Source organism: Yersinia fenwicki (assembly GCF_043099325.1).
In the GTDB taxonomy this organism is placed as follows: domain Bacteria; phylum Pseudomonadota; class Gammaproteobacteria; order Enterobacterales; family Enterobacteriaceae; genus Yersinia.
The window spans coordinates 1428112-1440344 of the sequence record NZ_CP170755.1 but is presented as its reverse complement, the minus strand read 5'-3'; the positions used below and the strand labels follow the sequence as shown (position 1 = coordinate 1440344).

Below are 12233 nucleotides of genomic sequence, written 5' to 3'. Positions count from 1 at the left end.
CAAATGTGATGAATTCAAAAGACGAATCAACCCTAAACAAACGCGAAGCTAAAAGCTCCGCGTTTTTAGGTATCCAACTGCACTGAATAGACTCACAGCAAGGTGTGAATTAACGCAGGCCTAACTGGAAAATCATGGTTTCAGCCTGACAAGCAAAAGTGAAATCAACGGTTAAACGCACACCACCGTCAGCTTCTTCCAGCTTATGCTCGATTAGGCAAGGTTCAGATTCAACAGCGCGCGCTTTTTCAGTTAGCGTTTTCAGCATAACTTCAGCTTCTGTACGATTGTCGAATACACAGCTATAGGAGGCAGTACAATCAGTATTGTCCATGATAGTACCTACATCTATGCAGCAGCAGGCTGCAGTTTCTTCCGCGCTACAGCGATTGTTTGTTGACCCAACAGTTGCATCTGACATCTTCAATTCTCCTCAACGGACATTTCAAAATAGGTGCAAATTGCCTATCAGATAGCGCAAATAGCAATTGGCGCAAACAAATAAGACATAGTGCAAAAAATATTTTCTCTGACGCTATTTTACTACCGTCAGTCATCTGGCACTAGAACTTACTGTTTATAGGCCTATTAAGTGACGGAAATCACACTAAAATTGTTTGTTCAATCATCAATAATGTAATAATTGCTACGAATTTGTGAGGCTTTTGTTAACTGCGTCTATTTTTTGCAATCAAATTCGGTCAAATGTAAAAACATACTTGCAACACCCTCGCTGGTCAGACCTATACTTCAGCCACTGGTCTGCTTTGTCTGACCGATAACGGACCCTACAATCCCGCATTCTCTTGTTACGGTATGTAACATTAATTAAAATAATGAGGTTTTGGTCATGAACCAGAAAAACCTGTTTACCCGATCAGCTCTGGCAGCTGCAGTAGCAATCATTTCTTCAAACGTTTCTGCGGCCGGTTTTCAGCTGAATGAATATTCAGCAGCTGCATTGGGCCGCTCTTTCTCTGGTGAAGGCGCTGTTGCTGACAATGCTTCTGTTGGTAGCCGCAACCCCGCCGCAATGACCTTGTTCGACCGCCCTTCATTCTCCGGCGGTTTCGTGTATGTCGATCCTAATGTTGATATCAGTGGAACATCACCAAGCGGCAAAAGTACCAGTGCTAAAAATATCGCGCCCTCCGAGTGGATCCCAAATATCCACTTTATTATGCCACTGAATGAACAGTGGGCAATTGGGGCTTCCGGTACTTCAAACTATGGTTTGGCCACTGAATTTAATGATGACTACACAGCAGGTTTACTCGGTGGTAAGACTGACCTGAAAACCGCAAACCTCAATTTAAGCGGTGCTTATCGTCTGAATGAAAACTTCAGCTTTGGCCTGGGCTTTAATGCCGTTTATGCCGATGCTAAAATTGTGCGCCACCTCGGTGAGGCCGGTCCACGTGTAGGCCTACCGGCAAGCACTGAAGCCACCCGAATGGAAGGAACCAAGTGGGGCTATGGTTGGAATGCGGGTGTTTTGTACGAAGTGGATAAAGAAAACCGCTATAGCTTTACCTATCGTTCAAAAGTGAAAATCGACTTTGATGGTGATTTCAGCAACCAATTACCGCGAGCTGTTGGGGGTACGGGGGGTGCAGTAGTTCCAGGCGCCCTAACCCTAAACCTACCAGAAGTCTGGGAAGTGTCTGGCTACAATAAAGTGGCACCACAATGGGCTATTCACTACAGTATGGCCTACACCAGTTGGAGCCAGTTCAAAGAGCTGAAAGCTACCGGAACCAACGGTAACACTCTGTTTGAGAAGCAAGAAGGCTTCCACGATGCTTACCGCATCGCACTGGGTACTACCTATTATTACGATGATAACTGGACCTTCCGCACCGGTATTGCTTTCGATGACAGCCCGGTTCCAGCAGATAACCGCACTATTTCGATTCCAGACCAAGATCGTTTCTGGATAAGTGCTGGTACCACCTACGCATTTAACAAAGATGCATCAGTTGACGTAGGTATTTCCTATATGCATGGCCAGAACGTGCACATCACGGAAAAAACGCCAACAGCACTGGGCGGCACAACTTATGAATTCGACTCTAAAGGTACCGCATTGCTGTATGGCGTGAACTTCAACTACGCCTTCTGATAGCAATTATTAGTAGCGTTGTTTTCCTAATAACAGTTGTCTACAAAAAAGCGCCTCACGGCGCTTTTTTATTTGTCGAGACAGCACACACCTGTCAGTTAGGTGAATCGATGCTTTCCAAATCTCCCTCAATAGCCTGAGCATTAGAGTTAGCTTCTGGCTTCAATTGTCCGCCGTTCGCCAGGAAGTCATTACGTTGGAAGTAAGCCTCACGCACCATCAGATATGGATCAGAAGAGTTACGTAATAAGCCATCTGAATCTAATAGCTGCGCCCGGGTTTCGACCCCTTCTAGCATCCATTTACCTGCCGACATCCAGAAAGTCAGATAACTCAGCACCGGATAGACGTAATCCACGGCATCACCTCCATCCTCACGGATCGTGAAGCTACCATAGCCCGGTAATACGACGTAAGGGCCATAGCCGACATTATAGTGTCCTAACGTACTACCAAAGCGGTTAGGAACTTTTTTGGCCAATTTTGGATTCGCCATACCGGCAACATCAATTAAGCCCCCCATCCCTAAAATAGTGTTTAGGAAGAAGCGGTTAAAGTGTTTCATGGCGTTGTACGGATCACCAACCAAGAAGCTGTTAACCATGCTTGCTGGCTCTTCAAGGTTACCCAAGAAGTTACTCATCCCATTACGCGCGGGTTGTGGCAAATAATCGCGCCAAACAACAGCAACCGGACGCACGATATAAGGGTCAAGAACCTCATAGTTAAAATTGAACATTGCCCGGTTAAAACCTTCCAGCGGATCTGAGCGGCCCTGCTCCATTTGATCCGGCGAGCTACTGGCGCAGCCTATTAACAATACGGTTGCAAAAGCCAGCCCAATCAGGCGGTAGTTCATATCTTTCTCCATGAAATTCTTTCCAGCCCTTTATATTTAAGGGATCTGTTTGTTTATCTGAACATGAATAGTTTGGGGCTGCCCTTTCGTGCCAAAATCCTGCACACTGCTTTCACCAAACCAATCACCTGGCTGCGAATTAGCAGTGCCATCCAGTGAGATACGCGCACGCACTTTCACCTGTTGCAACGAGGAGAGCATACGCTCCGGCATCATTGCATTGCTATCATCCAGTGTCACGGATAGCGGGAATCGGCTCAAAGGTAACTGTTTTACCGCAACGGGGATCGGGTTTGTGCCATCCGTTACCGAAATAATCAGCGCCCCTTGCTGGGGTAATTTCTGGGCAGCCTCTGGTGACAACGAGACCTCTATTCCCAGTGTAGCTGTTTCCTGCCCTGCCTGTGATTTCGCTTGCGCAATACTGCGTTTTATCACTTCGACGCGAGAATCACCTGCAGGCAGCAATTTTAGCATAACTTCCCATGCACCAATGGCTTGTTTGAAATCACCCTGCTCAAAAGCATTAAAAGCTAACAAGCTCATAGCGCGTAAGTCGGTGTGATCCTGCCCAACCATAGTACGTAACATCTTGGTTGCCAACTGATTATCTTGCGGATCGTTGGAGCGCGTCAGCACTTCAGCATAGCCCAGCCTAACATCATCATTATCGGGCGCTAGTTGGTAAGCTTTAGCAAAAGCTTGCGTCGCAGTAGTCGCATTATTCAAAGCCATGCCCACTCTGCCAAGCATCATCCAATCATTGACGTTGCCGCTATCTTGCTGCAACGAGGTGCGCAATCCCAGCCCTAAACGAGCAACTTCCTCCATAGTCAGAGGCTCAGCCCTTTCGTTGGCAACTCTGGCGCGTAACTCTGGCATCTGAGCTTCAACCTGATGCCACGCCTGCACTTGCGTTAAGCCGCCTGTTTTCACATATAATCCGACCGAAACGACCACCAGAATGACTACACCCGGTAATAAAACCCAGCGGTTGATTGGGCTAGTGTCTTCAGTGGATTCATGTGGAATATCTGTTAGCAGATTTTGCTGTAATTCCTGAATCAATTCAGGCCGCTGTTCCACTACGCCCTGTGCTTCATCTTCTACCAATTCAGATAACCGGTCTTGATAAATCGCCTTATTTAGCTCATCTCGAGTAGTTACCGATGAATTGCTCTCTTGTCGCAGCGCCGGAATGACCAATAAGGCACCCGCGACCGCCAGCAAAATAATCACTATCAGCCAAAAAGCCATTATGGTTGTTTCCTGTTCGTCTTTTTGTGTGGAGCCGAAGGTTGTTGTTGTTCAGCCAGCAGAATGTCTAACCGCTGCTGCTCCTGCGGTGAAAGCGAGGCCTCTTTTTCCACCCGCCGGCGGGCGCGTAGCACTACAATCACTGCACCAATCAGAACGAACATGGCCGGGCCGACCCACAAAATCAACGTTGCCGCCGTCACTGGGGGCTCATACGTGACGAAATTGCCGTATCGGGCTACCATATAATCGATAATTTGCTGTTTAGAATTGCCCTGCTGCTGCAATTCATACACTTTGCCGCGCATATCGGCGGCAATAATGGCATTAGAATCAGCAATGCTGTTGTTTTGACATTTAGGGCAACGCAATTGCTCTGTTAACTCACGATACTGCTGTTCCTGCTCCACCGAGCTAAAGGTGTAGGTATCAATGGCCGCAAAAACATTAGTCGCAAAAATACTCCAGCCCAATATCAGGCCCAGTACCAGGCTGAATAATCTCATGCGCCCTCCTGATACTTTTTATACAGTGGCAGGATTTCCTGCTGCCAGACGCGATCATTAAGATCACCGGCATGGCGATAGCGAATAATGCCCTGACCGTCGATCAAGAAAGTTTCCGGCGCACCATAAACCCCCAGATCCAGCCCTAACATGCCATCGCCATCATACAAACTCAGCGCGTAAGGGTTACCCAGCGCATTAAGCCACTGCACCGCTTTGGCGCGATCATCTTTATAGTTCAACCCCACCACACGAATACCCTGCGCCGCCAGCTTATTCAGATATTCATGCTCGGCACGGCAAGTCGGGCACCAGGTTGCCCAGACATTGAGCAGCATGGGTTTGCCGTCATGCAATACTGCCTGATCGAAAGTTTTCCCGGGTTGCTCAAGGGATTCCAGTTTAAAAGTCGGTACCGGTTTGCCAATGAGCGCAGACTCCAACATGGTGGGATCATCGCCATTAGCATTGCGGGTCAATTGCACCAAAAAAGCCACAACCAGCAGCAAAAAGAGTACCAGTGGAATGAACATCAGCTTATTAAATGAAGATTGAGATTTCATTATTTAGCCTCCGTCGCCGCGCCGCGTTTTAACTTTTTGCTCATCCGATAACGGGGATCAAACATACAGAAAATACCGCCGATAGCCATAAATACCCCGCCATACCAGATCCAACGGACAAATGGCTTATAATACAAGCGCACCGCCCATGAACCATCATCCAGCTCTTCACCCAGTGCGGCATACAGATCACGCGTCAGGCCACCATCAATGGCAGCTTCCGTCATCATCGAGCGGGCCACACTGTAATAACGTTTTTCTGCATGCAAAGTCGCTTCAGGTTTGCCGTTTCGGGTAACATCAATAATGCCTACACCGCCGGTATAGTTTGGCCCCTTGATATCATGAACATCGCGGAATACAAAGTGATAATCGTGGATATCGATACTATCACCGGCTTTCATGCGCACATCGCGCTCAACACTGTAATTCTGACTGAACGCGATACCGATCACGGTCACCGCCACCCCAAGGTGCCCCAGCACCATCCCCCAATGACTACGGGAAAGATGGCTCAGACCACGCCAGAAGCCATGACGATGAGTGGCGCGCTCATGCAACTCCATCACAGTAAGAATAATCACCCAGATAGCCATCATCAGGCCGACTACGGTCATTCCGGCAATGGTGTCTTGCAGCAACCAAGGGACTAATATCGACATCAACAAAGTGACCACCAGAGCCACACCCAAGCGTTTATAAAGCTTGCTCGGCTCATCGCGACGCCAGCGAACTAATGGCCCAATTCCCATTAAGAGCGCCATTGGTGCCATCAACCAGGTAAACATGGTATTAAAGAAAGGTTCGCCGATGGAGATACTACCCAAACCAAGCTGTTTGTGGACCAATGGCAGCAATGTGCCGAGTAATACCACCAACATAGCAGCAATTAGCAGCACGTTATTGCCCAACAGGAATGTCTCGCGCGAGAACACTTCATGCTGAGTCCGGCTGCGCACTTGTGCACCTTTAACTGCATATAGCAGTAAAGAGCCGCCGATAACTATCACTAAATAGGCCAGAATAAACATGCCGCGCGCGGGATCAGAGGCGAAAGAGTGCACCGAGACTAATACACCGGAGCGCACCAGGAATGTCCCCATCAGGCATAAAGAAAATGCGGTAATTGCCAGCAATACTGTCCACGCTTTAAATGTTCCACGTTTTTCAGTAACAGCTAATGAATGAATCAGAGCCGTCCCTGCCAGCCAAGGCATAAATGAAGCATTCTCTACCGGATCCCAGAACCACCAACCGCCCCAGCCAAGTTCATAGTAAGCCCACGCGGAACCAAGCACGATCCCCATAGTCAGGAACACCCATGCGGCCTGAGTCCACGGGCGTGACCAGCGAGCCCAAGCGCTATCGAGCCTTCCAGCCATTAAAGAGGCAATGGCAAAAGCAAATGCTACCGAGAAACCGACGTAACCCATATAAAGCAAAGGTGGATGGAAAATCAGCCCAACGTCTTGCAACAGCGGGTTCAAGTCATTGCCATCAATCGGGAAGTCCGGCAAAGTTCGGTTGAACGGATTCGAAGTCAGAATAATAAATAGCAGGAAGCCGCCAGTAATCATCCCCAATACCGACAACACACGGGCGACCGCATCATCCGGCATGGAGCGGCTACACAGCGCCACTGCCAGTGACCAACAACTGAGCAACAATACCCATAACAGCAGTGAGCCTTCGTGCGCTCCCCAAGTTGCCGCAATGCGGTAATAGACCGGCAGATGTGAATTTGAGTTCGCCGCGACATAAGAGACAGTGAAATCATTCACCACAAACGCATATACAAGGCATATAAATGAAAGTGCGATGGTGGCAAACATGCCGTAGGTCAATGGCCTGCCGGTTGCCATCATGCGGGCATCCTGGCGAGCAGCACCCCACTGCGGATACAAACTCAGCAATAGCGAAATAGCCAGCGCCAGACATAACAAGAAATTCCCAATTTCGGGCATCATGAGGCATTACCTTGCGCAGTAGTGCTGTTGTAGGCATCAGCCGGACGGGTATGGTTTTCTTTCATCGCCTCTTTGACTTCCGGTGGCGTGTATTTTTCATCATGTTTTGCCAAGACTTCTTTGGCATTGATGGTATTTCCTTCAGCAAACACCCCTTGCGCCACTACCCCCTGCCCCTCGCGGAATAGGTCGGGAAGAATACCGGTATAAGTCACTGTGACGGCACCTCGCGCATCGTAAACCTTAAAACTCATTTCTAGCGTTTTATCGTCACGCTTCACCGAACCTGGCATCACCATCCCGCCGATACGCAAGCGCTGACCGATTTCCGGCTTCTCATGGCGCTCGCCTTTGCCCTGCAAAATTTCGCCCGGCGTATAAAACAAGTCAATATTAGAACGCAGCGCATACAGCACCAGAGTGGTGGTCAAACCGATACCGATTAGAACCACAATCGCCAGATAGAGCCGACTTTTTCTACGTGGGTTCACTGTTGTTTCTCCTGCGAACGGGCTGCATTTTTGGCTGGATGATTCTGGGCCTGATTTGCCTGACGAATACGTTGTTCTCTCGCCTCACGGCGTTGAATATCTGCTAATAATTGTTTGTGCTGCCATACCGTGCATATCCATAGGCCAAGCAGCGATAAGACCGTCGCCGCTATCGCCAGCCAGACATAAAAGGCATAGCCTCCCATGGCAAAAAATGCCGCCCAAGAATTAAAGGCCGGATTCATACACGAGGCTCCTTACGCAGCAAAGCGGTGACCCAAGGCCGATGGCGCTCTTGCTGCAAAATCAGATTACGCAGGCGCATTAATGTCAGGGTGATAAAGAAGAATAGATAACCCAAAATAGCCCAGCGCAGCGGTGAGCGCATACTCGGATCAATGCTTTGCTGCATATTAGTCGAACCTTGATGCAAGGTATTCCACCACACGACAGAGAAATGAATAATAGGGATATTGACCACGCCGACCAACACCAAAATACCGGCGGCGCGCCCGGCCAGTTTGCGGTCTTCAAAGGCGTTATACAGGGCAATCACCCCCAGATAGAGGAATAACAGCACCAACTCGGAGGTCAGTCGCGCATCCCAGATCCACCATGTTCCCCACATGGGTTTACCCCAGGCCGAACCGGTAACCAGGGCAATAAAGGTAAATACTGCGCCCACTGGGGCCATAGCAGCCACGACGTTATCAGACATTCTCATTTGCCAGACCAAACCGACAAATGCCGCGATAGCCATCGACATATAAATGCCCATCGACCAAATCGCCGCCGGAACATGCAAATATATGATACGGAAGCTATCACCTTGCTGATAATCCGACGGGGCGAAACCAAAGCCCCACACCCAGCCCACAATCAGGCAGATAACGGCTCCGATACCCAGCCATGGAATAAATCGGCCACACAGCTGATAGAGCCGTTCAGGTTTAGCGAATTGATGAAACCATTTCCACATTTTTCATTGCTCACATTTAAATTGGACGAGCATCACCACATGGGCAATGCCAGTGCAGGGAACGGCGCGCAATCTGCTCTGACTGGAGTTGGCTACCGCGTTTAAGCTTTTGAAAATCGGTACTCTTTTCTTCTATTACTCATACCCGCCTAAACAGCTAGTGCACACTCACTCTCAATGCAGCAGCAGTAGCAAAAGGCGCCAGTGTCGCGCTCCCCGCCAACATCGCGCCCAAAATCGCCAGATAACCATCTATAGGTAATGACATTGAAGCGGCGTCAATGGCCGCAGTAGCAAATATCAGCACCGGGATATACAGCGGCAGCACCAATAAGCTTAATAAAACCCCGCCCTTACGTAATCCCACCGTTAGCGCCACACCGATGGCCCCGATAAAACTTAAAGTCGGCGTTCCCAATAGCAGTGTCAGCGCCATGGCAATCGCAGTGTTACTGTCAAGGGAAAGCAATAAAGCCACCAGCGGCGATAAAATCAGTAAAGGCAGCCCGGTAACCACCCAGTGAGCACACACTTTGCCTAACACCGTGAGTGTCAGTGGACTGGGTAACAACAATAATTGCTCCAGAGAACCATCGTGAAAATCATCACGGAAAAGTCGCTCTAGTGATAATAATGATGCCAACAATGCTGCCACCCAAACAATGCCCGGTGCAATGCGCGCCAGTAATTGCGGCTCAGGGCCGATACCCAGCGGAAACAAGGTGATGACAATCAGAAAAAACCACAGCGGATTAACGATTTCAGCACCTTTTCTGAAGGCAATTTTTAATTCACGGCGCAACACGCTAATAAACATTAATTCTCCTGCGTGTTGGTTAAACGGATTTTACGCACCTGCTGCCCGACACCATCCAACTCCTGATGAGTGGTGAGCAACACCATGCCTCCTTTGGCGGCATGTTCCACAAACAGAGCCAACAAGGTGCTGACACCCTGTTTATCAATTGCGGTCAGTGGCTCATCCAAAATCCACAATGGTGATTGGCTCAACCACAAACGGGCTAAAGCCACCCGTCTTTGCTGACCCGCAGATAACTGTGATACCGGCAAATCTTCATACCCCACCAGCCCGACTTGAGATAATGCCTGCCAGATAGCCGCACTATCAACCGGTTGAAATACCGACTGATAAAATGCCAAATTCTCAAAAGGGGTGAGTACAGATTTGATCCCCGTCTGATGGCCTAAAAAGAGCAAATCCTGATGATAACGGTCGCGGTCGCGACGAATATTCTCTCCCAACCAATTCACCTGCCCTTCGTCAGCATCGGCAAGGCCCGCCAGAATACGCAACAGGCTAGTTTTACCGGCTCCATTTTGCCCCTCTATCTGCACAATCTCCCCCGCAGCCACACAGAAACTGAGCTGTTGAAATAAGCTTCTTTCGTCTCGGATGCAGGTCAGATTTTTAGCTTCCAGCATGAAGGATTGTCTTCCACCGTAGGATTGTCAGTTCAGGAAAACCGAATGATAGCATAAAGGCTTAATCCTTACGTAGTGTGGGCCCAACGCTATCCCTACCCTTATAGAGGTAATATTCGGTTTAAGATCAATATTCTGTAGAAAAAAACAACAATATGAAAACCCGGTGACCTTTTACTTCTATTTGCATGACCAAAAAGTCGCGAATAAAAATTTGCAACTATGCTTATAGCTTGGCTGCTTTCTTTTTCCTCTACTAATCAGGAATTCCTTATGAATAATGAAAAACGATCTCAAGATAAGGGCAAATTAACCGTGGAAAGTAATGAGCCACATGAAGGGCAAGAAATTGAAGTCAATGAAAAGAAGCTCCCCTCCAAGGCGGCGGCCATTCATGAGATTATCCGTGTCGACGGAGAGAAAGAGTTAGAGCGCGATAGCTTCGCATTATTGTGGTCGGCGGTTGCCGCGGGGCTTTCAATGGGAGCATCCCTGATTGCCAAAGGCATTTTTCACGCAAAATTGTCTGAGACTCCGGCCAGTTTTCTACTGGAAAATATCGGTTATACCTTTGGTTTTATTATTGTCATTATGGCCCGCCAACAGCTCTTTACCGAAAATACCGTCACACCCGTATTGCCAATAATGCAAAAACCTAGCCGCCAAAACTTCATTTTATTATTTCGCCTCTGGGGGCTGGTGCTATTGGGCAACCTGATCGGTACAGGGATTGCAGCTTATTCCTTTATTCATATGCCAGTATTTGATAATGCAACGCGTGCGGCGTTTGTCACAATTGCCCAAGGGGTGATGGAGAGCTCAGCGGGAGAAATGTTTGCTAAAGGCATATTTTCCGGTTGGATTATTGCCACTATGGTATGGATGATGCCCTCAGCAGGCGGAGCCAAGATATGGGTAATCTTCCTGATGACTTATTTAGTCGCTTTATGCGATTTGACCCATATTGTGGTCGGCTCAGTAGAAATCTTCTATTTAGTATTTAACGGCTCAATACCCTGGCAGCAATTTATCTACCCGTTCGCGATCCCGACGCTAGCAGGTAACATTATTGGCGGAACCTTTATTTTTGCCTTGATAAGCCATGCACAGATTCGCAGTGATATGGCCCATCAACCTAAAAAAAGCGAAAAAGTAGACAGTGATTCACCGCCACCGCACCCGTAACGGCTCGTATTTTGCGGCTATGTCTGATGTTTTTTGCCAACAAATACTCATTATTCACCATCAGTTGGTGACAGAGTAACCAAACAGACAGCTAACTGCTTATTATCTGGGTCAAAATGCGTATAATACTCCGGCAGTATACTTCATCGGCAGTCACCCTGTAGATGAACAGGTCCCCGTAGTTAAACGGATATAACAAGCCCCTCCTAAGGGCTAGTTACTGGTTCGATTCCAGTCGGGGACACCATTAGCACTTCTCAAGATGTTCAATAAAGTCTAAAAAACCTTTAAAAACAACTGCATTATAAAAAACCACGTCCAAAGAAATCCCAAAAATACCCGTAACAGCTACACAAAACTTGTATAGAATGTTGTATAACGCTAGGTTCGATCTTATGGTTATACAAAAATGCTGCTAAATGACTTCAAAATCCGCTCCGCCAAGCCGACATTCATCCTTCGAGTGGATAGAATTAGTGATATACACCGGTAAAGAGTCCCGTAAACCACTAAATAGAGTTTACGGGATAAAATGTTAAGAACCGAAAAAATATTAATTATAAACTATCGCATCAGCATTATACTCGCTGGAATCGCCAGCCGTTCCCATTGCAACAATATAATAATATCCAGCCCCAAGTTTATCTGCTTTTTTATTAAGTGCATTTTTTACAGCTTCAGGAGAAAGAACTGTAGGATCTCCATGTACAGATATATGCCCCATTTCATGTAAATTATGGGCTTGAGTTTTACTAACTTCCACAGCAGAAACTGAGTAAGTTGCGTAAGTCACTAATAGTAATAAAAACATAGATTTTTTCATGAAATACTCCTTGAATAGTATTTAGCAGTTTTATAAAA

The 12233-nt window shown here is 47.7% G+C and carries 14 protein-coding genes and 1 tRNA gene; 3 read left to right on the top strand and 12 right to left on the bottom strand.

The annotated features are described in order from the left end of the window. Positions 1–109: 109 nt before the first annotated feature. Positions 110–421 carry a YfcZ/YiiS family protein gene (locus tag ACF3VQ_RS06650; RefSeq protein WP_392434002.1) on the bottom strand — a complete coding sequence of 104 codons (312 nt, stop codon included), beginning with the start codon at positions 419–421 and terminating at the stop codon, positions 110–112. A 429-nt stretch (positions 422–850) separates the two neighbouring features. On the opposite strand from ACF3VQ_RS06650, the gene fadL reads away from it, so the two are divergent. Then, positions 851–2122, top strand: a complete 1272-nt coding sequence (gene fadL, locus ACF3VQ_RS06645) for a long-chain fatty acid transporter FadL (protein ID WP_392433999.1) — start codon at positions 851–853, stop codon at positions 2120–2122. A gap of 94 nt (positions 2123–2216) precedes the next feature. On the opposite strand, the gene mlaA is transcribed toward fadL, so the two are convergent. The 10 genes from mlaA to ccmA all read right to left on the bottom strand — a co-directional run bounded on the left by mlaA (position 2217) and on the right by ccmA (position 10187). After that, complete coding sequence (mlaA, locus tag ACF3VQ_RS06640) at positions 2217–2981, bottom strand: phospholipid-binding lipoprotein MlaA (RefSeq protein WP_392435468.1); 765 nt, start codon at positions 2979–2981, stop codon at positions 2217–2219. Positions 2982–3017: 36 nt separating this feature from the next. Then, on the bottom strand, positions 3018–4238 hold the full coding sequence (ccmI, locus tag ACF3VQ_RS06635; protein ID WP_392433996.1) for a c-type cytochrome biogenesis protein CcmI: 1221 nt from the start codon (positions 4236–4238) through the stop codon (positions 3018–3020). After that, positions 4238–4744 carry a cytochrome c-type biogenesis protein CcmH gene (locus tag ACF3VQ_RS06630; protein WP_392433993.1) on the bottom strand — a complete coding sequence of 169 codons (507 nt, stop codon included), beginning with the start codon at positions 4742–4744 and terminating at the stop codon, positions 4238–4240. Before ACF3VQ_RS06630 ends, ccmI begins: the two co-directional genes overlap by 1 nt. After that, on the bottom strand, positions 4741–5307 hold the full coding sequence (locus ACF3VQ_RS06625) for a DsbE family thiol:disulfide interchange protein (RefSeq protein WP_392433991.1): 567 nt from the start codon (positions 5305–5307) through the stop codon (positions 4741–4743). The genes ACF3VQ_RS06630 and ACF3VQ_RS06625 overlap by 4 nt, the downstream gene beginning before the upstream one ends. Next, positions 5307–7274: a heme lyase CcmF/NrfE family subunit gene (locus ACF3VQ_RS06620; protein WP_392433989.1), complete on the bottom strand. Its 1968-nt coding sequence runs from the start codon at positions 7272–7274 to the stop codon at positions 5307–5309. Before ACF3VQ_RS06620 ends, ACF3VQ_RS06625 begins: the two co-directional genes overlap by 1 nt. After that, positions 7271–7765 carry a cytochrome c maturation protein CcmE gene (gene ccmE, locus ACF3VQ_RS06615; RefSeq protein WP_392433986.1) on the bottom strand — a complete coding sequence of 165 codons (495 nt, stop codon included), beginning with the start codon at positions 7763–7765 and terminating at the stop codon, positions 7271–7273. Before ccmE ends, ACF3VQ_RS06620 begins: the two co-directional genes overlap by 4 nt. Beyond that, the gene (gene ccmD, locus ACF3VQ_RS06610; protein WP_392433983.1) at positions 7762–8010 is read right to left on the bottom strand and encodes a heme exporter protein CcmD; all 249 of its coding nucleotides are present in this window, start codon (positions 8008–8010) and stop codon (positions 7762–7764) included. Before ccmD ends, ccmE begins: the two co-directional genes overlap by 4 nt. Next, the gene (locus ACF3VQ_RS06605; protein WP_392433982.1) at positions 8007–8744 is read right to left on the bottom strand and encodes a heme ABC transporter permease; all 738 of its coding nucleotides are present in this window, start codon (positions 8742–8744) and stop codon (positions 8007–8009) included. The genes ccmD and ACF3VQ_RS06605 overlap by 4 nt, the downstream gene beginning before the upstream one ends. Before the next feature lie 157 nt (positions 8745–8901). Next, positions 8902–9561 carry a heme exporter protein CcmB gene (gene ccmB, locus ACF3VQ_RS06600; protein WP_011815897.1) on the bottom strand — a complete coding sequence of 220 codons (660 nt, stop codon included), beginning with the start codon at positions 9559–9561 and terminating at the stop codon, positions 8902–8904. Beyond that, positions 9561–10187, bottom strand: coding sequence for a cytochrome c biogenesis heme-transporting ATPase CcmA (gene ccmA / locus ACF3VQ_RS06595; protein ID WP_392433978.1), 627 nt, complete (start codon positions 10185–10187; stop codon positions 9561–9563). Before ccmA ends, ccmB begins: the two co-directional genes overlap by 1 nt. A gap of 273 nt (positions 10188–10460) precedes the next feature. On the opposite strand from ccmA, the gene ACF3VQ_RS06590 reads away from it, so the two are divergent. Together ACF3VQ_RS06590 and ACF3VQ_RS06585 are read left to right on the top strand one after the other, a co-directional pair. Further along, a complete protein-coding gene (locus ACF3VQ_RS06590) occupies positions 10461–11372 on the top strand; it encodes a formate/nitrite transporter family protein (protein ID WP_392433977.1) in 912 nt (303 codons plus the stop codon). 172 nt (positions 11373–11544) lie between these two features. After that, positions 11545–11619: transfer RNA gene (locus ACF3VQ_RS06585), tRNA-Arg, on the top strand. A 306-nt stretch (positions 11620–11925) separates the two neighbouring features. On the opposite strand, the gene ACF3VQ_RS06580 is transcribed toward ACF3VQ_RS06585, so the two are convergent. After that, positions 11926–12195 carry a DUF1471 domain-containing protein gene (locus ACF3VQ_RS06580; protein ID WP_392433975.1) on the bottom strand — a complete coding sequence of 90 codons (270 nt, stop codon included), beginning with the start codon at positions 12193–12195 and terminating at the stop codon, positions 11926–11928. Between the last annotated feature and the right edge of the window lie 38 nt (positions 12196–12233).

Coding starts and splice junctions, on each gene's coding strand:
- ACF3VQ_RS06650 (WP_392434002.1), bottom strand. CDS start 421: ATGTCAGATGCAACTGTTGGGTCAACAAACAATCGCTGTAGCGCGGAA.
- fadL (WP_392433999.1), top strand. CDS start 851: ATGAACCAGAAAAACCTGTTTACCCGATCAGCTCTGGCAGCTGCAGTA.
- mlaA (WP_392435468.1), bottom strand. CDS start 2,981: ATGAACTACCGCCTGATTGGGCTGGCTTTTGCAACCGTATTGTTAATA.
- ccmI (WP_392433996.1), bottom strand. CDS start 4,238: ATGGCTTTTTGGCTGATAGTGATTATTTTGCTGGCGGTCGCGGGTGCC.
- ACF3VQ_RS06630 (WP_392433993.1), bottom strand. CDS start 4,744: ATGAGATTATTCAGCCTGGTACTGGGCCTGATATTGGGCTGGAGTATT.
- ACF3VQ_RS06625 (WP_392433991.1), bottom strand. CDS start 5,307: ATGAAATCTCAATCTTCATTTAATAAGCTGATGTTCATTCCACTGGTA.
- ACF3VQ_RS06620 (WP_392433989.1), bottom strand. CDS start 7,274: ATGATGCCCGAAATTGGGAATTTCTTGTTATGTCTGGCGCTGGCTATT.
- ccmD (WP_392433983.1), bottom strand. CDS start 8,010: ATGAATCCGGCCTTTAATTCTTGGGCGGCATTTTTTGCCATGGGAGGC.
- ACF3VQ_RS06605 (WP_392433982.1), bottom strand. CDS start 8,744: ATGTGGAAATGGTTTCATCAATTCGCTAAACCTGAACGGCTCTATCAG.
- ccmB (WP_011815897.1), bottom strand. CDS start 9,561: ATGTTTATTAGCGTGTTGCGCCGTGAATTAAAAATTGCCTTCAGAAAA.
- ccmA (WP_392433978.1), bottom strand. CDS start 10,187: ATGCTGGAAGCTAAAAATCTGACCTGCATCCGAGACGAAAGAAGCTTA.
- ACF3VQ_RS06590 (WP_392433977.1), top strand. CDS start 10,461: ATGAATAATGAAAAACGATCTCAAGATAAGGGCAAATTAACCGTGGAA.
- ACF3VQ_RS06580 (WP_392433975.1), bottom strand. CDS start 12,195: ATGAAAAAATCTATGTTTTTATTACTATTAGTGACTTACGCAACTTAC.